The organism is Pseudomonas glycinae (genome assembly GCF_001594225.2).
Lineage (GTDB): Bacteria > Pseudomonadota > Gammaproteobacteria > Pseudomonadales > Pseudomonadaceae > Aquipseudomonas > Aquipseudomonas glycinae.
On record NZ_CP014205.2, the window covers coordinates 5195789 to 5215957 of the forward strand.

A 20169-nucleotide genomic window follows, 5' to 3' on the forward strand; every position below is an offset into this window, starting at 1 on the left:
GGGATTTCGCAAAAGTGCAGTGCCGGCGTGGATTCCCGACCTTCGGCACCGCTGGCTCAATCAATTTAGTCCGACTTTATTTTTGCATTAATCGTTTAATCCGCTATAAATTCCCATTCATCCATTAATTAGCATGACTATTTAACGATTTTCAAAACAACAACAAAAAGGAAGGTCAACCCATGCTTCAATCCCGACACTCACTCTGCGGCCTCGGACTGTCCCTGATGATCGCCACCCTCTCCGCCCAGGCCGCCGGCCTGACCAGCGAACACAAAGCCTTCGGCAAAACCAATGACGGCACGCCGGTCGAGCAATACATCCTGCGCAACAGCCACGGCATGCAGGCCACGGTCATCACCTACGGCGCAACCTTGCAGTCGCTGCAGGTGCCGGACAAACACGGCAAGCTCGACGACATCGTCCTCGGCTTCGACGATGTGCAGGGTTACCAGAAAGGCACCGCGTACTTCGGCGCGACCATCGGCCGCTTCGGCAATCGCCTGGCCGACGGCGCTTTCGAACTCGACGGCAAGCGCTACCAAGTGCCGCAGAACGACAAGACCAACGCCTTGCACGGCGGCACTCAGGGCTTCGACAAAAAGGTCTGGAAGGCGAAAGAAACCAAGGACAAGGATTCGGTCGGCGTGACCCTGACCTACCTGTCGGCAGACGGCGAAATGGGCTTCCCCGGCAACCTCACCACCGAAGTGACCTACCGCCTCACCGACAGCAACGAGCTGCGCATCGACTACAAGGCCAGCACCGACAAACCGACGGTGCTCAACCTGACCAACCACAGCTACTTCAACCTCGCCGGCGCCGGCAATGGCGACATCCTCAAGCAAGTCGCCACCCTGCACGCCAGCCATTACACCCCGGTCACCGCCAAACTGATTCCGACCGGCGAACTGGCGCCCGTGGCCGGCACGCCGATGGACTTCACCAAACCGACCGCCATCGGCCAGCACATCAAGGCCGATCATCTGCAGTTGAAATTCGCCGAAGAAAAACAGGGCGGTTTCGATTTCAACTGGGCGCTGGACACCAAGGGAGACGTCAGCAAACTCGCCGCCGAAGTCAGCGACCCGCAATCCGGTCGCCACTTGCAGCTGTTCACCAACGAACCAGGCGTGCAGTTCTACACCAGCAACTTCCTCGACGGCACGGTCAAGGGCAAGGGTGGCAAGGTCTATCCGCACTGGGGCGCGTTCACCCTGGAAACTCAGCACTATCCGGATTCGCCGAACCAGCCGAACTTCCCAAGTACCCGACTGGATCCGGGACAGACCTACACGCAGAGCGTGGTGTTGAAGTTCTCCGCCAAGTAAGCACCTGACCTCCTTTCTGGAACCGGACGGAACCCGTGGGCTATCCTGCTGCCCACTTAAAGGTATCGACCGTTTCAGAAAGGAGGTTTGAATGCGTACCCTCGAACTGGCTGGCGTGCAGGTGCCGGTGATTGGCCAGGGCACCTGGCGCATGGGCGAAGACCGCTCGGCGCACAAGCGTGAAGTGGCGGCCCTGCGCAGTGGCATCGAACTGGGGATGACCCTGATTGACACTGCGGAAATGTACGGTGAAGGCGGTGCCGAAAGCGTGGTCGGCGAAGCCATCGCCGGCCTGCGCGATCAAGTGTTTCTGGTGAGCAAGGTCTACCCGCACAACGCCAGCCGCCAAGGCATTCCCCAGGCCTGCGAGCGCAGTCTGCGCCGGCTCGACACTGATTACATCGACCTCTATCTGCTGCATTGGCGCGGCCAGTATCCGCTGGAAGAAACCGTCGAGGCCTTCGAGCGCCTGCGCGAGGCCGGCAAGATCGGTCGCTGGGGCGTGTCGAATTTCGACGTCGATGATCTTGAGGAACTGTCGCATTCGGCCTGCGCCACCAATCAAGTGCTGTACAACCTGGAAGAGCGCGGTATCGAATTCGACCTGCTGCCGTGGTGCCAACAGCAGCGCATGCCGTTGATGGCGTACTGCCCGATCGGCCAGGGCGGCGCGATGCTGGCCGAGCCGGTGCTGAAACAGATTGCCGCTCGTCACGGCGTGACCCCGGCACAGGTTTCGCTGGCGTGGATTCTGCGTCAGGATGGGGTGATTGCGATTCCCAAGGCCGTGCGTCCGGAACACGTGCAGCTCAATGCACAAGCGGCGCAGCTGCAACTCGAGGCCGGGGATCTGGCGGCGCTGGACCAGGTGTTTCAGGCGCCCAAACGCAAGCAGCGGCTGGCCATGGTCTGAGCCACCGCCGACTGACAGAGGGCTTCGTTATGAGAAGCACTGATCAGGACGATCCATTCAACCTGCAACGCTTCGTGCTCGCCCAGGACCCGGTGTTCGAACGGGTCCAGCGCGAACTCGGCGAGGGCCGCAAGCGCAGCCACTGGATGTGGTTCGTGTTCCCGCAGTTCGCCGGGCTCGGCGGCAGCGAGATGTCGCGGCGCTTCGCAATCAGCTCGGCGCCGGAAACCCGCGCCTACCTTGCCCACCCGTTGCTCGGCGCCCGCCTGCGGATTTGCACGCAGCTGGTGCTGAACGTTCAGCAGCGTTCGATTGCCGAGATTTTCGGCCATCCGGACGACCTGAAATTCCATTCATCAATGACCCTGTTCGCCCAGTTCGCCGACGAAGACAGCCTCTGGCATCAGGCGCTGGAGCGTTTCTTTCACGGCATTCAGGACGAATGGACTTTGCAGTTGCTGGACTCAAAACAGGCCCAGTTGCCCCCCGATCAGGGTTGAGAAATCGTCGTCGACAAACGGCAGGATCGCATCTGCCACCGGTTGCAGCTGGCGGGTGATGTAGTGGTCGTAGTCGATGGCGGCGCGGCGCACTTCCAGCGGTTCGGGGCCGGCCAAGGTGATGACGTAGCTGATCCAGCCGCCGTTCTGGTACTGGCGCGGGCGACCGTGCTGCGCGTTGTAATCGTCCGCCAGCCGCGCGGCGCGCACGTGGGGCGGCACGTTGCGTTCGTAATCGTCGAGGGTACGGCGCAGGCGCTTGCGGTAGACCAGTCGCTCGTCGAACTCGCCGGCCAGGGTCTTGCGCACGTACTCGCGCACGTAATCCTGATACGGCTTGCGCTGGAAGATCCGCTCGTACAGTTCCTGCTGGAATTGCCGGGCCAGCAGCGACCAGTCGGTGCGCACGGTTTCCAGGCCTTTGTAGACCATTTCCTCGCTGCCGTCGGCGCGGGTCACCAGGCCGGCGTAGCGCTTTTTGCTGCCCTCCTCGGCGCCACGGATGGTCGGCATAAGGAAGCGTTTGTAGTGGGTTTCGAACTGCAATTCGAGGGCGCTTTCCAGACCGTATTGCTCACGCACATGCTCGCGCCACCAATCGTTGACGTGCTGCACCAAGGCCCGACCGATTTGCGCCGCTTCTTCCTGACCGTGGGAGCGACGCAGCCAGACGAAGGTCGAGTCGGTATCGCCATAAATCACCGCGTGGCCCTGGGCTTCGATCAACTGCCGGGTGCGCAGCATGATCTCGTGGCCGCGCAGGGTGATCGAGGACGCCAGCCGCGTATCGAAAAACCGGCAGCCGCTGGAACCGAGCACGCCGTAGAAGGCGTTCATGATGATCTTCAGTGCCTGGGACAACGGCGCGTTGTGTTCGCGCTTGGCGGTCTCGCGACCCTCGGCGACCCGGGCGACGATGGACGGCAGGCAATGCCGGGTGCGGGAAAAGCGCGCACCGCGAAAGCCCGGCACCGAGTCGCTATCGTCAGGATGCTGCAAGCCTTCGATCAACCCCACCGGGTCAATCAGAAAGGTGCGGATGATCGACGGATAAAGGCTTTTGTAGTCGAGCACCAGCACCGATTCGTACAGCCCCGGTTGCGAGTCCATGACAAACCCGCCGGGGCTGGCCTGCGGAGGATTGGTGCCAAGGTTCGGCGCCACAAAACCCTGGCGGTGCATCAACGGCATGTACAAATGCGTGAATGCCGCCACCGAGCCACCGCTGCGATCCGCCGGCAGCCCGGTGACGCTGGCGCGCTCCAGTAAAAACTTCAGCAGCTCGGTCCTGGCGAAGATCCGCGTGACCAGTTCGCAGTCCTTGAGGTTGTACTTGGCCAGCGCCGGTTTGTCCTCGGCGAACATGCGGTTGATCTCGTCCATGCGCTGGTACGGGTTGTCGATGGACTTGCCCTCGCCGAGCAAGGTCTGGGCGACGTTCTCCAGACTGAACGAGGGAAAGCTCCAGGTCGCCGAACGCAGGGATTCGATGCCATCGATGATCAGCCGCCCCGCCGCGGCCGCGAAGTAATGAGTGCGGCTGCCGTGTTCGCGCCACTGCATTTCCTCGCCGCCACGCCCGAGTTTGAGCGGCACGCCGAGGCGCCGAGCGTGTTCGTGGAGGATGCGCAGATCGAACTGCACGAGGTTCCAGCCGATGATCGCGTCGGGGTCATGACGGGCGAACCAGTCGTTGAGCTTTTTCAGGATCAAGGTGCGCGATTCGCAGTACTCGAGGTCGAAGTCGACGATGCTGTGATCGCCGTTCGGTGCGCCGAGCATGTACACCTGACGTTCGCCGCAGCCTTCCAGGGCGATGGAGTACAACTCGCCCTGCTCGGTGGTTTCGATGTCCAGCGAGACCAGCCGCAGTTGCGGGCGATAGTCGGGGGCAGGCTTGAGGTGGGCGTCGAGCAACACGCCGTCGGCATCGGGCGTGCCGCTGAACCACACCGGCGCGGTGATGAAACGTTCCATCAGGTAACGCTCGGGCGGTCGCACATCGGCTTCGAAGACATCGACACTGTGGCGGTTGAGCGCGGTTTCAAGGCGCATCAACTGACCATGCTGCTGGCAGTACAGACCGAGCACCGGGCGATGCTCGAAATCCTGCAAGGCCAGGGGGCGCAGTTCGACGTTCTTTTCGTCCGCCAGCACCCGCTCGGCCTGCTCGCGCTGCGCCGCCGGGATGAACGCCACCGACGGCTGATGCGGCAGACGCACACGGCGCGGCCCGGCGTCGGTCGCCAGCCAGAACTCGACTTCGGTGCCGGCCGGGGTGTCGCGCCAATGCCGGGTCAGGACGAAGCCCTGCTGTAAATCCACCACTGCAACCTCAGGAATTGATTCAGACGGGCATTCTACGCGGCATTGCCGTAACCCGTGAGAAAGGCCTCGCCATGAAAAACCCGGTCAAATGACGTTTTTTGCGTGTTATCTGCCGTTTTGCGGCCTTGCCCTGCGCGCCTGCGTCTACGATGCTTGGAGAACAACGACAACACCTGAGTAACCGCCATGAAAACCGTCGCCCAGCTGCTCAAGCTCAAAGATCCGAAAAATCAGGAAGTGCACCAGATCAAACCCGATCACATGGTGCTCGAAGCGCTGATGAAAATGGCCGAGAAGAACGTCGGCGCCCTGCTCGTGGTGGAAGACGACAAAGTGGTGGGCATCATCAGCGAGCGTGATTACGCGCGCAAACTGGTGCTGCACGGGCGCTCCTCGGTGGGCACGCCGGTGCGCGACATCATGGTGGCTAACGTGATCACGGTGGACACCCACCAGACCGTCGACACCTGCCTTGGCATCATGTCCGACAAACGCCTGCGTCACTTGCCGGTGGTGGAGAACGGCAAACTGATCGGCCTGCTGTCGATCGGCGACCTGGTCAAGGAAGCGATTGCCGAGCAGGCCGAGCTGATCAAACAGCTGGAGCAGTACATTCGCGGGGAATAATGCCTTCACCCTGATCGTTCCCACGCTTGATCGTTCCCACGCTCAGCGTGGGAATGCAGCCGGGGACGCTCCGCGTCCCAAAGCGTGACGCAGAGCGTCACAAGAGGCATTCCCACGCGGAGCGTGGGAACGATCAACGATCACCATCTGATTCGATTTCTTAACCGGGCCAATGCCGCGCAAAGACCGGCGCCAGCACCGGGTGCCGGTCGATGCGTTGCAGCCATGCATGGAAACCGGGTCGGGCCTGGCGCAGGTGTTCGCGGGCACCGGCCCAGCGCGTGACCACCGCCGCCAGCACGTCCAGTGCCCCCGGTGTTTCATCGTCCAGGTACAGCTCGGCGGAGAACTGATCGGCAAACACCTCCCAGCTCCAGTGCAGTCGTTCCCGCGCCCCCGCCATCAGATTCTGTCGCGAGGCCTCGTCCGGCATCACCAGCCAGCGTTCCGGGTAATCAATGATCCCAATGGCTGCATAACAATTGCTGACGATGTACACCAAGCCCCGAATCGCCTGATCGCGGTCAGCGCCGTTGGCTGGCAGCAGGCCGGATTGCGCAAAGCTTTGCCCCAGATGAATCAGAATCGCCGCACTTTCGGTGATGACACTGCCGTCCGGCAGTTGCAGGGTCGGGATCTGTTTGAGCGGATTGAGCCGCGCCAGCTCCTGGGCCGCTTCCGCACTGGCCTCGATATCGATGAAGCGGTAAGCCACCTGGCACAGCTCGAGCGCCGCCTCGATGGCCGCGGCCCCTGAATTGCGATGTCCGTAGAGCTGATACATAACCCCTCCTCCACTGCAAAAGGCGTCCTGCCTGGCCCTATTTATAGCTGTTGTATCGAATTTGGCACGGATTGCGCATTCATCGGCAGCTTGCGAATCCCTGATCTCGCAAAACAGCGCTGGCGGTGCCCATCCCGCACCAAGAGCAATCAGCGAACGCTATCCGCGTTCTTGTAAGGTGCGATACCGAACCAAAAGTTCGCGTATCCGAGCTGGCAACAAGGAGTTCACCGCGTGAATCTTCATCTGCTGCGCCACCCTCTTCTCTCGATGCCCGTTTACCTGCGCCGCGTTCGCCCGCCGAACAGTCCGTGCATTCCTTTTATTACCTGAACGCCTGCACTATTTATTTTTTAAATAGCACGCAAGAAGCCATTGCGTGCGCGCTGCATTAATGAATGCAAGAACACATTGTTCGACAATAACTTTCAGACAGCACACCGATACAACTTTTGCTGTTCGGCGTTAATGTCCAAAGCGCACCAAAACTGCACTATCAATCATTACCCAGAGCCGATTTTATTTAGACAAAAACAAGGAACATCGCCTGTGACCCGCTAAAACACAGACCCGCACCAAATCAGTCCGCCACGCACCATCACGCGTCCTGGCCGACACGAGAACAGCCGCTCTATCTCGCTGAACAGCGCGATACCGCGCCAAGCCTGTCTCGCCCTGAAAAAAGCCCTGAAAACAGGGCTGTCGGGAGGTTATGCGCCCATGAAAACCGGTGTGCTCAATGAAACTTATATAAATGCGACATACGTATCATCCGTGAAATAACCGCTACACATTTGTTTACTGTTTGGCACAGCGGTTGCTATTGCATCAACCATGAGGGCAAGAATGACATTCGCCACTCAGTCATAAAAGAACAGCCACGGACCGGATCAATGAACCATCGAAGTCGACATTACTGAAGCAATAAGCTGCACAAGCCCTGTTCAATAGATAGTTCAACTATCGGCTTCTGCACACCCGTATGAAAGTTGCGACCACTCACTCGAACAACGCTGTGTTGTTCGAACGGCACCTTATTGCCCTTCATCCACCCGAGGGAGCTTTAATGAACGATGCGGTAAAGCACAGAACGCCGCCGGGGCCAGTACCGAACGCAGCGCTTGCGTCGGTGGCGGGTCGGCCCGTCTACAAGGCCAACACGTCGCAGCCCGGCGGCCTGAACAAACAGCAGATGCTGTTGCTGGTGGCGGTGTCGGCGCTGATACACGGCGGCGCCTGGTGGTTTTTCCAGCAGGCGCGGGCCGAGCCGCTGCCCACGCCGCCGGAAATTCCGGAAATGACCGTCGAGCTGACCAGCCCGACACCGCCGGCCCCGCCGACACCGGAACCGCCGCCCCCACCACCGCCCCCTCCCGAACCGGAACAACCGGTGGAAGACGAGGACGCGGTCAAGCCGCCGCCCAAACCGGTGGAGAAACCCAAGCCGATCGAAAAACCGAAACCGGTCGAGAAACCCAAACCGGTGAAAAAGGCCGAGCCGCCGAAAGCGCCGCCCGTCCCTGCGCAACCGGCAGCGCCTGCCGCTCCGGCCACCCCGAGTGCGCCACCGGCACCTGCGGCGGCACCGGGCCCGGTGAAAGAGTCGGCGGCGATTTCCGGCCTCGCCAGCCTCGGCAACCCGCCGCCGGAATACCCGTCGCTGGCGCTGCGGCGCAACTGGGAAGGCAGCGTGGTGCTGCGGATTCAGGTGCTGGCCAACGGTCGCGCCGGTTCGGTGACGGTGACCAAGTCCAGCGGCAAGCCGCAACTGGATGACGCGGCAGTCGCGGCGGTGAAGGCCTGGAAGTTCATTCCGGCCAAGCGCGGCGACACACCGATCGACGGCTTCGCTACCCAGACCATCGATTTCAAATTGCCGCAATGACGGCGCGACAACCGAACTCACAACCGAACTCACAACCGATTAACGCAAGCGAGGTGTAGCCATGAACGATTCTCTGTCTTCGATGATTGTCCCCGGCGTGCTCTGGGGGCTGGTGCTGTTTTCCGTGGTCAGCTGGGCGATCCTGCTGGTCAAGTCGGCGCAATACCTGCGCCAGAAAACCCAGAACCGGCAGTTCAGCAAAGCCTTCTGGGGCGCGCCGGATCTGCTGACCGCCGCCGAACACGCCAGCCAGTATCCGGGCTCGCTGGCGCGGATCGCCAGCAGCGGTTTCGAAGCCCTGTTGGTGGAGGAATCCCCGCGCACCACCCAACAACTGGCGCACACCATCAACCGTTCCGATCGTCTGGAACGCAACTTGCGCCAGCAGATCCAGAAGGAACGTCGCTCGCTGGAAAACGGCCAAGCGATCCTCGCCAGCATCGGCAGCACCGCGCCGTTCATTGGCCTGTTCGGCACCGTGTGGGGAATCATGGAAGCCCTGCAAAGCATCGGCGCCAGCGGTTCGGCCAGCCTGGAAACCGTGGCCGGGCCGATCGGCCACGCGCTGATTGCAACCGGTGTGGGCATTGCCGTCGCGGTGCCGGCGGTGCTGATCTACAACTTCTTCCTGCGGCGCCTGAAGCTGGCTTCGGCGGACATGGATGACTTCGCCCACGACTTCGACGCCCTCGCCTCGCGCAGTGCGTTTTCCATCAGCCGCCAGGCCATCGCCAAATCCACGGCCGCCGTGCGGGAGGCCAGCTGATGTCCTTTTCCACTCAAGACAGCGATGAAGTGCTCAGCGAAATGAACGTCACGCCGCTGGTGGACGTGATGCTCGTGCTGCTGGTGGTGTTCATCGTCACCGCGCCGCTGATGACCAACGCGATCAAGGTCAACCTGCCAAAAACCGACGCCGTCGCTCCCGCCGAAAAGAAGGACCCGGTGGTGGTCAGCGTCGATCAGGACGGCAAGTTCTTTCTGGCCAAGACCGAGCTGGCGCCGGAATCACTGGAGGCCAGCCTCAAGGAGGTCAAGGCCAAGGATGCCGACGTACGCGTGCAGCTGCAGGCCGACTCCGCCGTGAATTACGGCCAGGTCGCCAAAGCCATGGCGTCCATCGAGCGCTCGGGCATCACCAAGATATCGGTGATGACCACCCGCTGACGGCGGTGCCGGGCGCGCTGTGAGGGACGCGCCCGGCACCGTTCGTTGAATCCCGTCGCAATCGGCCGACCGAAAAACGCTGCGCGTCTTCGGAGGGGATCGGCTTGCTTGAAGAAAGTGGTTTTCGCGGCGCGGCACCACCGTGCTCCGTGCAAAGAGGGCTCACAAGGCCATTTCGATAAACGTCTAACAAAGTCGGAAACAACCATGCTGATGAACACTCCACGCTTCACGCTCAAACCTTTGGTGGCGACGATTTCCCGCCACCGTTTCGTTCCGTTGTACCTGGTGGCCATGGGGATGGGCGCCGGGGTTCAGGCTGCCGAGGACGACAACGGCGTCCCGGCCGCCGCTGCGGTGGTTGCGCCGACCACGCAACTGCAACGGGTCGAAGTGACCGGTTCGGCGATTCGCCGGGTCGATGCGGAAACGGCGGTGCCGATCACCGTGCTCAAGGCCGATGAACTGCGCAAACAGGGCGTGACCACCACCGCCGAACTGGTGCAGCGCATCACCGGCAGCCAGTCGATCAACAACAGCGCAGGCTCGGTCGGCGCGGCCACCGGCGGCGCATCGTTTGCCGACATGCGCGGCATCGGCGCGAACAAGACGCTGGTGCTGCTCAACGGTCGCAGACTGGCCAACAACGCCCTGTCGGGCACCAACTCGGCCGGCGGCGCGGTGGATCTGAACATGATCCCGTTTGCCGCGATCGAGCGCGTGGAAGTGCTGCGCGACGGCGCCTCGGCCCTGTACGGCACCGACGCCATCGGCGGCGTGATCAACTTCATCACCAAGAAATCCATGACCGACGGCCAGCTCACCCTCGGCGGCGAAACCCCGACCCACAGCGGCGGCGGTGCGACCAAGGACATGAGCGCAAGCTGGGGCTACGGCGACCTGGAGCAGGACCGCTTCAACGTGCTCGGCGTGTTCAACTACAACAAGCAACAGAACCTCGACGCCAACGACCGCTCCTTCGCCCGCGACTACGTGCCCGGCCGGGGCCTGGACCAGACCTCCGGCACCGCGTTCCCCGGCAACTACAGCCAGAACGGCAACGCCACCAACCCGCTGGCCAACAGCAATTGCAACGGCCCCAACCTGGTGGCCCGCGACGGCCTCTGCCGCTTCAGCACCCGGGAATTCATCGACCTGGTGCCGCAGACCGAGAAGACGTCGTTCTTCGGCAAGACCACCGGCAAACTGGCCGACGACCACAACGTCAACCTTGAATACTTCTGGTCGCGCAACAACAACGCCACCGCTGTCGGCCCGGCGCCATTGACCGGCCTGAGCCTGGATTCGTCCTCGCCCTACTACCCCGGAAACGGCATCACCCCGGCGCCCACCGGTTTCGCCCTCGACCCGACGCAACCGGTGGACGTGAACTGGCGCGAAACCGCCGCCGGCCCGCGTGAATCGAAAGACCAGAACACCAGCCAGCGCTTTTTGCTGAGCTTCGACGGTCTGGTTGGCGGCTGGGACTACAACGTCGGCGCCTCGTACAACCAGAACAAGATCGTCTCCAGCGTTACCAGCGGCTACGTCAGCGATCAGGCGATGATCGACGGTCTGGCCAGCGGCCTGCTCAACCCGTTCGGCCCGCAGACCAGCGCCGGTCAGCAATACATCGACCAGGCCGCGTACCACGGCGCCTATTCCACGGCGGTCGGTCGGGTCGCCGGTTTCGACGGGCGGATCAGTCGCGAAATCGGTGACTGGTTCGGTGCCGGTCCGTCCGGCCTGGCCCTGGGCGGCGAGTACCGCAAAGAGAAATTCCACCAAGACTACGAAGCCTTTGCCGGCGACATCCAGAGCCTGGGCATCGACCCGGCCGGCAGCGTCGAGGGCGACCGCAGCGTGAAAGCCGCCTACGCGGAAATCAACGTACCGGTACTCGACAGCCTGGAATTGTCCGCCGCCGTGCGTCACGACAAATACAGTGACTTCGGCAGCACCACCAACCCGAAATATTCGTTCCGTTATCAGCCGCTCAAGGAGCTGGTGGTGCGCGGCGCCTACAGCGAAGGCTTCCGCGCGCCGTCGCTGTATGAGCTGTATTCGCCGCGCAGCATCACCTACACCCAGGGCTACTACAACGACCCGGTGCTGTGTACCGGCGGCGTGGTGCAACCGGGCGGCAACGGCGGGCGCGATTGCGGTCAGCAGTTCCTCAACCAGATCGGCGGCAACGAAGACCTGGCCCCGGAGAAGGCGCGCAACGTCACGCTGGGCTTTGTCTATCAGCCGGTCAGCAATCTGTCCGTGGGCCTGGATTTCTGGTGGATTCACATCTCCAACCAGATCCAGCCGTTCCCGGAATCCACCGTGTTCGATCAGGCCGGCAGCTACCCTGACCGCTTTGTGCGCAACGCCGACGGCACGCTCAACTACATCGTCACCGGCAACGCCAACCTCGGCATCGTCGAAACCAACGGCGTCGATGTGTCGCTGGACTATCGCTTCCCGAACACGCCGTACGGTCAGTTCGGCTTGGGCCTGCAAGGCACCTATGTCGACGAGTACGACTTCCAGAGCACCATCAAGGGTCCGTTCACCGACAAGGTCGGCGACTTCAAGGGCGACGGTGTGATTGCCCGCTGGAAACACAACCTGACCGGTTCCTGGACCTTCGGTGCAGCCCGCGCGGCGCTGACCAACCGCTTCACCACCGGCTACAACGACTACGACCGCGAGACCAACGCGCGGGTCGCGTCGTATTCGGTGTGGGACCTGTCGGCCGGCTACACCTTCGACAAGGTGCTGGACGTCGATGCCGGGGTGAAGAACCTGTTCGACCGCGATCCGCCGTTCTCCAACCAGGCTTACAACTTCCAGAGCGGTTATGACCCGCGCTACACCGACCCGCTGGGCCGCACGCTTTTTGCGCGCATGACGTACCACTTCTAAGGAACGAGCACTGCATAACCCTGTGGGAGCTGGCTTGCCAGCTCCCACAGGGGGTCCTTGTTCTTTCAGAGGTTTGAGGAGTGATCTCATGAGTTTTCTGCGCAACATGGCCGGCCTGCTGCTCGGCAGCGCGCTGCTGTGCAACGCGTCAGCTGCGCTGGCTGGCGGCAGCTACGCGATGACGGTGTACGGCGAAGCGCCGAAATACCCCGCCGGCTTCCAGCACTTCGACTTCGTCAATCCCGACGCCCCCAAGGGTGGCTCGCTCAGCCGCGCTTCGATGGAGATCGGTCAGTACAACTACATCACCCCGTATGCCGATCAGGGCATTCCCGTGGTGCAGGTCAACGACTGGGTGTATTCGCCGCTGGCGTTCCGCTCGCTGGACGAGCCCTACACCGTCTACGGTCTGGTGGCGCAAACCATGGAGCGCGATCCCGACGGTCTGTGGGTGCGCTTCAACCTGAATCCCGAGGCGCGTTTCGCCGACGGCACGCCGATCACCGCCGAGGACGTGCGCTACACCTTCGAACTGTTGATGACCAAGGGCAGCCTGAGTTATCGCCAGCAATACGCCGACGTGCAGGACGTGCTGATCGAAGGCCCGCGGCAGATTCGCTTCACCTTCAAGAACAACCTCAACCGCACCCTGGCGCTGGATCTGGCGTCGCTGCGACCGGTGCCCGAGCACTGGTGGAAAACCCGCGACTTCGCCAACGGCGGCGGTTTCGAACCACCATTGGGCAGCGGCCCGTATCGGGTGAGCAAGGTCGACGCGGGACGCAGCATCGGTTTCCAGCGCGATCCGGATTGGTGGGGCAAGGACCTGCCGGTCAGTCGCGGGATGTACAACTTCGACAGCCTGACCGTGAATTTCTACGGCGACACCGACGTCGCCCGACAACTGCTGCAGGCCGGCGCGTTCGACTACAACCGCGAGTTTTCCTCCTCCGGCTACGTGGTCGGCTACGACAGCCCGGCCCTGCGCGACGGTCGCCTGCAACAGGCAATTCTCGCCCCGGACAAACCGACCTGCGCCCAGGGTTTCGTGTTCAACCTGCAGAATCCGCTGTTCAAGGATCGCCGCGTGCGTCAGGCGCTGAGCCTGCTGTGGGATTTCGAGTGGACCAACAAGCAGATGATGCGCGGCTTCTATGTGCGCCAGAACAGCTACTGGCCGAAGAGTGAAATGGCCGCCACCGCCTTGCCCGACGCCGGCGAGCTGGCAATCCTCGAACCGCTGCGCGGACAGATTCCGGACGAGGTTTTCAGCCGGGTCTATCAGGCGCCGAAAACCGATGGCAGCGGCTACATCCGCGACAAGCAGTTGCAGGCCCTGAAGCTGTTGGCCGAAGCCGGATGGACGCCGAAAAACAACCGACTGGTGAACGCCGCCGGCGAGCCATTCGAATTCACCTTCCTCGACGGCCAGGGCGGTTTCGACCGCATGCTGCTGCCGTACAAACGCACCCTGGCGCAGATCGGCATCACCCTCAATTTGCGACGTATCGATTCCGCGCAGTACATCAACCGGCTCAACGCCCGGGACTACGACATGATCGTCACCAGTTTCCCGCGCAGCGGCGATCCGATCGTCTCGCCGGGCCGCGAGTTGTACAGCCTGTATGCCTCGCAGAGCGCGACCCAGGTCGGCAGCTCCAATTCGATGGTGCTGGCGGACCCGGCGGTGGACCGGCTGATCGACGGTCTGGTGCAGGCCAATACCCGCGACGCCATGGTGCGTTACGCCCGCGCCCTCGACCGGGTGCTGCAATGGGGTGACTACATGATTCCCAACTACTACTCCAAAGGCACGCCGACGGTGTTTCAGAACCGCTTCGGCAGGCCTGCGGTGCAGCCGATTTACAGCGAAGGCCTCGACACCTGGTGGGAGGTCTCGGCCAAGCCGCTGACCAATCAGCAGATGAGTGCCTTGCGCCAGCTCGCGGGGGGCCAGTGACATGTGGCGTTATCTGAGTCGACGTCTGTTGCTGATCATCCCGACGCTGCTGTGCATTCTGGTGGTCAACTTCGTCATCGTGCAGGCTGCGCCCGGCGGCCCGGTGGAACAAGCCATCGCCCGCCTGCAAGGCTTCGGCGGGCACAGCATGGGCGGCGCCAGCGAGGTCACCGCGATCGGCGGTGCCGGGCGCAGCAGCCGTGGCCTGGACCCTGCGCTGATCGAAGAGATCAAACACCACTACGGCTTCGACAAGCCGATGCACGAACGCCTGTGGCTGATGCTCAAGAACTACGCGCAACTGGATTTGGGCAGCAGCTTCTTTCGCGGTGCGAAGGTGACGGATCTGATCGTACAGAAACTACCGGTGTCGCTGTCCCTCGGCCTGTGGGCGACCTTGATCACCTACCTGATTTCGATCCCGCTGGGCATCCGCAAGGCGATCCGCAACGGCAGCGCGTTCGATGTCTGGAGCAGCACGGCGATCATCGTCGGTTACGCGATGCCGGCGTTTCTGTTCGCGATCCTGTTGATCGTGGTGTTCGCCGGGGGCAGCTACGTCAACTGGTTTCCGGTACAGGGGCTGGTCTCGGACAACTTCGCCAGCCTGAGCCTGTGGGGCAAGGTCGGCGACTACCTCTGGCACCTGGTGTTGCCGGTGACGGCGCTGGTGATCGGCGGTTTTGCGACGCTGACGATCCTGACCAAAAACAGCTTCCTCAACGAGATCAGCCGCCAGTACGTGATCACCGCACGCGCCAAAGGCCTGACCGAAAGACGTGTGCTCTACGGCCATGTGTTTCGCAACGCGATGCTGCTGGTGGTAGCCGGTGTGCCGTCGGCGTTGATCGAGGTGTTTTTCGCCGGCTCCCTACTGATCGAAACCATCTTCAACCTCGACGGCCTCGGGCGCATGAGCTACGAAGCGGCGGTGTCGCGGGACTACCCGGTGGTGTTCGGCACGCTGTTTCTGTTCACCCTGTTCGGCCTGTTGATCAAGCTGATCGGCGACCTCTGCTACACCCTGCTCGACCCGCGCATCGACTTCTCGGCGAGGACTGCCTGATGTTCACACTCTCCCCTCTGGGCCGGCGGCGCATCGCCCAATTCAAGGCCAACCGTCGCGGGCGCTGGTCGCTGTGGCTGTTCATCGGGCTGTGCCTGATCTGCCTCGGCGGCGAACTGATCGCCAACGACAAGCCGCTGGTGATCCGCTACCACAACGCCTTCTACTTCCCGATCCTCAGCGACTACCTGGAAACCGATTTCGGCGGCGAACTGCCGTTCCAGCCGGATTACGCGAGCAATTACGTACACAAACTGATCGAGGATCAGGGCGGCTGGATGCTGTTCCCACCGATCCCGTTCAGCTACGACACGGTCAATTACGACCTCACGGAACCGGCGCCGAGCCCGCCGTCCTCGAGCAACTGGCTGGGCACCGACGATCAGGCGCGGGACGTGTTGGCGCGGGTGATTTTCGGCACGCGGATTTCGATTCTGTTTGCGCTGATCCTCACCGCCGTCAGTGCGCTGGTCGGCATCGTGGCCGGGGCGTTGCAGGGTTATTACGGCGGCTGGGTCGACTTGCTCGGGCAGCGGGTGCTGGAGATCTGGTCGGGATTGCCGGTGCTGTACCTGCTGATCATTTTGTCGGGTTTCGTCTCGCCGAGTTTCTGGTGGCTGCTGGGGATCATGGCGCTGTTTTCCTGGCTGGCACTGGTGGATGTGGTGCGCGCCGAGTTCCTGCGCGGGCGCAGCCTGGAATACGTCAAGGCGGCGCGGGCGCTGGGCCTGACGGACAGCGAGCTGATGCGCCGGCACATTCTGCCCAACGCCATGACCTCCACCCTCACCTACCTGCCGTTCATTCTGACCGGCGCCATTGCCACCCTCACCGCGCTGGATTTTCTCGGCTTCGGCATGCCCGCCGGCACCGCATCGCTGGGGGAACTGATCGGCCAGGCCAAGCGCAATCTGCAAGCGCCGTGGCTGGGGCTGACGGCGTTTTTTGCCCTGGCGCTGATTCTGTCCCTGCTGGTGTTCATCGGCGAAGCCTGCCGTGACGCGTTCGATCCGCGATCCTGATCCCCGGAGCTGATATGACCGATAACCTGATTGAAATCCGCGACCTGCGCGTCGCCTTCGCCGGGCACGAAGTGGTGCACGGCGTGAACCTCGACATCCGCCGTGGCGAATGCCTGGCACTGGTCGGTGAATCCGGCTCGGGCAAGTCGGTGACGGCGCACTCGATCCTGCGTTTGCTGCCAGGCAAAACCGTCAGTAGCACGGGCAGCATCCGTTACAACGGCGTGGACTTGCTGCACGCCAGTGAACAGCAGATGCGCAGCTTGCGCGGCAACCGCATCGCGATGATTTTCCAGGAGCCGATGACCTCGCTGAACCCGTTGCACACGGTGGAAAAACAGATCAGCGAAGTGCTGGAGATCCACAAGGGACTCAAGGGCCGCGCCGCGCGCCAGCGCACGCTGGAACTGCTGGAACTGGTCGGCATTCGCCAGCCGTTGCAGCGTCTGAAGGCCTATCCGCACCAGCTCTCCGGCGGCCAGCGGCAACGGGTGATGATCGCCATGGCGCTGGCTAACGAACCGGAATTGCTGATCGCCGATGAGCCGACCACGGCGCTGGATGTGACCGTACAGCAGAAGATTCTCGAGCTGCTGATCGAGTTGCAGCAACGCCTCGGCATGTCGCTGCTGCTGATCACTCACGACCTCAATCTGGTGCGGCGCATCGCCCAACGGGTGTGCGTGATGCGCCACGGGGAAATCGTCGAACAGGCCGATTGCGAAATGCTGTTCCGCGCCCCGCAGCATCCCTACAGCCGGCTGCTGATCGAGGCGGAACCGTCGGGCGCACCGGTGCCGAGTCGCTATGATCACAACCTGCTGGAGGTGGACGATCTGAAAGTCTGGTTCCCGCTGCCCAAGGCGTTGTTCAGCCGCACCCAGCAATACATCAAGGCCGTGGACGGCGTGAGTTTCCGGCTGCAACGGGGCAAGACCCTGGGGATCGTCGGCGAGTCCGGCTCGGGCAAATCGACGCTGGGCCAGGCGATTCTGCGGCTGGTGGAATCCGAGGGCGAGATTCGCTTCGGCAACAAGCAACTGAGCCTGCTCAATCAGCGCTTGATGCGCCCGTTGCGCCGACAGATTCAGGTAGTGTTCCAGGACCCGTTCGGCAGCCTCAGCCCACGGATGTCGGTGCAGCAGATCATTGCCGAAGGCCTGCTGACCCACGGCATCGGCACGCCCGAAGAACGTGAGGCTGCGGTGATCCGCGTCTTGAAGGAAGTCGGCCTCGACCCGCAGAGCCGCCATCGCTATCCCCACGAATTCTCCGGCGGCCAGCGCCAGCGCATTTCCATCGCCCGGGCGCTGGTGCTGGAACCGACGCTGATTCTGCTCGACGAACCGACCTCGGCGCTGGACCGCACGGTGCAGAAACAGGTGGTGGAGTTGTTGCGGCAATTGCAGATCCGCCATGGGCTGACGTACCTGTTCATCAGCCATGACCTGGCGGTGGTGCATGCACTGGCGCACGATTTGATGGTGATCAAGGACGGAAAGGTGGTGGAACAGGGGTCGTCCCGGGAGATTTTTGCGGCGCCGCAGCATGCCTACACTCAGGAACTCCTGAAGGCCTCCGGCCTGGCATTGGCAAAAACCGGGAAAGAGCTGGTTACAACAATCTGACCAATGCTGAAGATCCCTGTGGGAGCGGGGTTGCAGTGTTTTCAAAATTATTTGTCGGGCCCTGCATCCAAACGCCTCCGTCGCGGGTAGTCCCTGTAACAGCCCTCTTTCGGCTGTCAGCGGTTTACCCTTTTTCGGAGAAACACTGATGAACATCACCCAACTGATCGGCTTCACCGGTTTGCTCGCCGTCGCCTCGACAAGCTTTGCCCAAAGCAGTTATCCCGATGCGATCAAGGTGCCGGACGGTCACAAGATCGCGATGGAAACCACCGGGGTCGGCGAGATCACCTACGAATGCCGGGACAAGGCCAATGTCGCCGGCCAGACCGAGTGGGTGTTCGTCGGCCCGAAAGCGGTGCTCAACGATCGCAGCGGCAAACAGGTCGGCACCTACTTCGGCCCGCCCGCCACCTGGCAGGCAAAGGACGGTTCGAAAGTCACCGGCACGCAACTGGCCGTAGCGCCATCGAGCCCGGGCAACCTGCCCTATCAGCTGGTCAAGGCCAACCCCGCCGAGGGCAAAGGCGCGATGAGCGGCGTGAGCTACATCCAGCGCGTCGCGCTCAAGGGCGGCGTGGCGCCGGGCAGCGAATGCACGGCGGCGAACAAGGGCAAACAGGAAGTGGTGAAGTACCAGGCCGACTACATTTTCTGGGCCGCGAACTGAGCCTGACTGGACGTTTGCTCGATGCTTGCTAGATTGCAGGACATGCCATTACCCGAAACCGCGTTCGATTACGAAGCCCGCCTCGCCGCCTGTGCTCGCGGCGAGCGCGGGGCCCTGCGCGAATTGTATGTGCAGGAAAGTCCGCGGCTGCTCGGTGTGGCCCGACGTCTGGTGCGCGACACGGCGCTGGCCGAAGACATCGTTCACGACGCATTCATCAAGATCTGGGCCGGCGCGGCGGGTTTCGATCCGGCGCGCGGTTCGGCCCGAGGCTGGATGTTCAGCGTGACCCGCCATCTGGCGCTGAATGTGCTGCGCAATCACGACCGGGAAACGCCGTTGAACGACAGCAACGAATCTCCGGCGATTGATGACGACTTCGATGCGCTGGCGCAATCGACCCGCATCCATCGCTGCCTGCATCAACTGGAACCGCAACGCCGCCGCTGCATCCTTCACGCCTACGTCGACGGTTACAGCCACGCACAGATCGCCCAACGCCTCGACACGCCGCTGGGCACCGTCAAAGCCTGGATCAAGCGCAGCCTCAATGCGTTGCGGGAGTGCATGGGATGACCACCGAATCGGCGCAGGAACGCGATGAACTGGCCAGCGAATACGTGCTCGGCACCCTCTCGGCCGAAGCGCGCGCCGAAGTGCAACGGCGGTTGCCCAACGAGCCCGAGCTGCAAGCGGCCTTGGACGCCTGGGAACGGCGCCTGCTGGAACTGACCGACCTCGCGCCGGCGCATCAGCCCTCGTCGCAGTTGTGGCAACGCATCGAACGCAGTGTCGGGCAACTCACCCATAAGGTGGCGCCCGAGATTTCCTGGTGGAACCGCCTGTCGCTGTGGCGCGGCTTGAGCGCTGCCGGGCTGGCCGCGACCTTGTTGCTGGGTTCGATCCTGCTAACTCAAACCACCCCGAAACCGAGCTTTCTGGTGGTGCTGGTCGCCCCGCAGGACAAGGCGCCGGGCTGGGTGATCCAGGCCAGCAGTCCGCGGGAGATTCAGTTGATTCCGCTGGGCGTGGTCGAGGTGCCGACGGACAAGGCGCTGGAATTCTGGACCAAGGCCGACGGCTGGCAGGGTCCGGTGTCGCTGGGGCTGGTCAAACCGGGCCAGGCGCTGTCGATCCCGCTGGACAAACTGCCGCCGCTGCAACCTAACCAATTGTTCGAGCTGACGCTGGAAGGCGCCAACGGCTCGCCGATCGGCAAACCCACCGGGCCGATCCAGGCAATTGGCCGCGCAGTGAAGGTGCTGTGACAAACCATCATCGGCGTCGATGTTCACCATCACGTCAATGAAGTTCTCTTAAAAAATCCCGGGCGTAACATCGGCTCCATACCAAACAAACAACACCCCCGGAGCAC

17 protein-coding genes are annotated in these 20169 nt (G+C 62.3%); 15 read left to right on the forward strand and 2 right to left on the reverse strand.

Translation table 11 applies throughout. The annotated features are described in order from the left end of the window. The first annotated feature begins 182 nt into the window (after positions 1-182). The 3 genes from AWU82_RS23845 (at position 183) to AWU82_RS23855 (ending at position 2744) form a co-directional block, all read left to right on the forward strand. On the forward strand, positions 183-1331 hold the full coding sequence (locus AWU82_RS23845) for an aldose epimerase family protein (RefSeq protein ID WP_064380853.1): 1149 nt from the start codon (positions 183-185) through the stop codon (positions 1329-1331). A 91-nt stretch (positions 1332-1422) separates the two neighbouring features. Beyond that, entirely contained in the window at positions 1423-2244 is an 822-nt protein-coding gene (locus AWU82_RS23850; protein WP_064380854.1) for an aldo/keto reductase, read from the forward strand. A 29-nt stretch (positions 2245-2273) separates the two neighbouring features. Further along, positions 2274-2744, forward strand: a complete 471-nt coding sequence (locus AWU82_RS23855; protein WP_064380855.1) for a DUF1810 domain-containing protein — start codon at positions 2274-2276, stop codon at positions 2742-2744. Here AWU82_RS23855 and AWU82_RS23860 read toward each other — a convergent pair. Next, complete coding sequence (locus AWU82_RS23860; protein ID WP_190241496.1) at positions 2709-5069, reverse strand: DNA polymerase II; 2361 nt, start codon at positions 5067-5069, stop codon at positions 2709-2711. The genes AWU82_RS23855 and AWU82_RS23860 overlap by 36 nt on opposite strands. Positions 5070-5258: 189 nt before the next feature. Here AWU82_RS23860 and AWU82_RS23865 point away from each other — a divergent pair, with 189 nt between their 5' ends. Then, complete coding sequence (locus AWU82_RS23865) at positions 5259-5699, forward strand: CBS domain-containing protein (RefSeq protein ID WP_064380861.1); 441 nt, start codon at positions 5259-5261, stop codon at positions 5697-5699. Between the two features lie 160 nt (positions 5700-5859). Here AWU82_RS23865 and AWU82_RS23870 read toward each other — a convergent pair whose 3' ends face one another. Further along, entirely contained in the window at positions 5860-6483 is a 624-nt protein-coding gene (locus AWU82_RS23870) for a glutathione S-transferase N-terminal domain-containing protein (RefSeq protein ID WP_011335069.1), read from the reverse strand. A 1066-nt stretch (positions 6484-7549) separates the two neighbouring features. Here AWU82_RS23870 and AWU82_RS23875 point away from each other — a divergent pair. The 11 genes from AWU82_RS23875 to AWU82_RS23925 all read left to right on the forward strand — a co-directional run bounded on the left by AWU82_RS23875 (position 7550) and on the right by AWU82_RS23925 (position 20062). Beyond that, positions 7550-8368 (forward strand): TonB family protein, encoded by an 819-nt coding sequence (locus AWU82_RS23875; RefSeq protein ID WP_064380863.1) that lies wholly within the window; start codon positions 7550-7552, stop codon positions 8366-8368. Positions 8369-8429: 61 nt separating this feature from the next. After that, on the forward strand, positions 8430-9134 hold the full coding sequence (locus tag AWU82_RS23880) for a MotA/TolQ/ExbB proton channel family protein (RefSeq protein ID WP_007959058.1): 705 nt from the start codon (positions 8430-8432) through the stop codon (positions 9132-9134). Then, on the forward strand, positions 9134-9535 hold the full coding sequence (locus AWU82_RS23885; protein WP_011335072.1) for an ExbD/TolR family protein: 402 nt from the start codon (positions 9134-9136) through the stop codon (positions 9533-9535). The genes AWU82_RS23880 and AWU82_RS23885 overlap by 1 nt, the downstream gene beginning before the upstream one ends. Positions 9536-9742: 207 nt before the next feature. Next, on the forward strand, positions 9743-12448 hold the full coding sequence (locus AWU82_RS23890) for a TonB-dependent receptor (RefSeq protein ID WP_064380864.1): 2706 nt from the start codon (positions 9743-9745) through the stop codon (positions 12446-12448). Between the two features lie 88 nt (positions 12449-12536). Further along, positions 12537-14408: an extracellular solute-binding protein gene (locus AWU82_RS23895; protein WP_064380866.1), complete on the forward strand. Its 1872-nt coding sequence runs from the start codon at positions 12537-12539 to the stop codon at positions 14406-14408. A gap of 1 nt (position 14409) precedes the next feature. After that, positions 14410-15474, forward strand: coding sequence for a microcin C ABC transporter permease YejB (locus tag AWU82_RS23900; RefSeq protein WP_064380868.1), 1065 nt, complete (start codon positions 14410-14412; stop codon positions 15472-15474). Continuing rightward, complete coding sequence (locus AWU82_RS23905) at positions 15474-16496, forward strand: ABC transporter permease (RefSeq protein WP_011335076.1); 1023 nt, start codon at positions 15474-15476, stop codon at positions 16494-16496. The genes AWU82_RS23900 and AWU82_RS23905 overlap by 1 nt, the downstream gene beginning before the upstream one ends. 14 nt (positions 16497-16510) lie before the next feature. Further along, positions 16511-18124 carry an ABC transporter ATP-binding protein gene (locus AWU82_RS23910; protein WP_064380870.1) on the forward strand — a complete coding sequence of 538 codons (1614 nt, stop codon included), beginning with the start codon at positions 16511-16513 and terminating at the stop codon, positions 18122-18124. Between the two features lie 148 nt (positions 18125-18272). Further along, on the forward strand, positions 18273-18794 hold the full coding sequence (locus AWU82_RS23915) for a DUF3455 domain-containing protein (RefSeq protein ID WP_011335078.1): 522 nt from the start codon (positions 18273-18275) through the stop codon (positions 18792-18794). A gap of 42 nt (positions 18795-18836) precedes the next feature. Continuing rightward, complete coding sequence (locus AWU82_RS23920; protein WP_170928941.1) at positions 18837-19370, forward strand: sigma-70 family RNA polymerase sigma factor; 534 nt, start codon at positions 18837-18839, stop codon at positions 19368-19370. Then, positions 19367-20062 (forward strand): anti-sigma factor, encoded by a 696-nt coding sequence (locus tag AWU82_RS23925; protein WP_064380873.1) that lies wholly within the window; start codon positions 19367-19369, stop codon positions 20060-20062. Before AWU82_RS23920 ends, AWU82_RS23925 begins: the two co-directional genes overlap by 4 nt. The last annotated feature ends 107 nt before the right edge of the window (positions 20063-20169 follow it).